Source organism: Caballeronia glathei (genome assembly GCF_000698595.1).
In the GTDB taxonomy this organism is placed as follows: domain Bacteria; phylum Pseudomonadota; class Gammaproteobacteria; order Burkholderiales; family Burkholderiaceae; genus Caballeronia; species Caballeronia glathei.
Genome location: NZ_JFHC01000321.1, coordinates 1 through 396, shown reverse-complemented (window position 1 = coordinate 396; position 396 = coordinate 1). Strand labels below are relative to the sequence as shown.

1 pseudogene is annotated in these 396 nt (G+C 57.1%); it reads right to left on the bottom strand.

The features are described from left to right. Positions 1-210 (bottom strand): annotated as a pseudogene (locus tag BG61_RS38965) (asparagine synthase (glutamine-hydrolyzing)); the annotation flags it as partial. Positions 211-396: the final 186 nt, after the last annotated feature.

Genomic DNA, 396 nt, shown 5'->3' with positions numbered 1-396 from the left:
ATTCTCGATCAGTTGCCGCAACTGCTGGTGATTGTAGATTTCGCCGTTGAAAACGATGACGTATCGTCCACTGGCGGATGACATCGGCTGATGGCCCGCGGCGGTGAGATCCTGGATCGCAAGCCGGCGATGGCCGAAGGCGATGCGCCGTTCGTCGTCGGTCCAGTAGCCTGCGTCGTCGGGACCGCGGTAGCTGATGGCGTTTGCCATTCTCCGGGCTCTCATCTTCGGATGCTCCGTTCGGTCCCAGCGTCCACCCAAAAAGCCGACGATTCCGCACATGTACCACCTCCCCCGAGCTTGAATACTGATGTCTTGAGCTGATTCGGATTGCCTTTGGTGATGAGGCGATGATCGGGATTTTCAGACCGATTGCGCACTTGTTATGGTGAACTT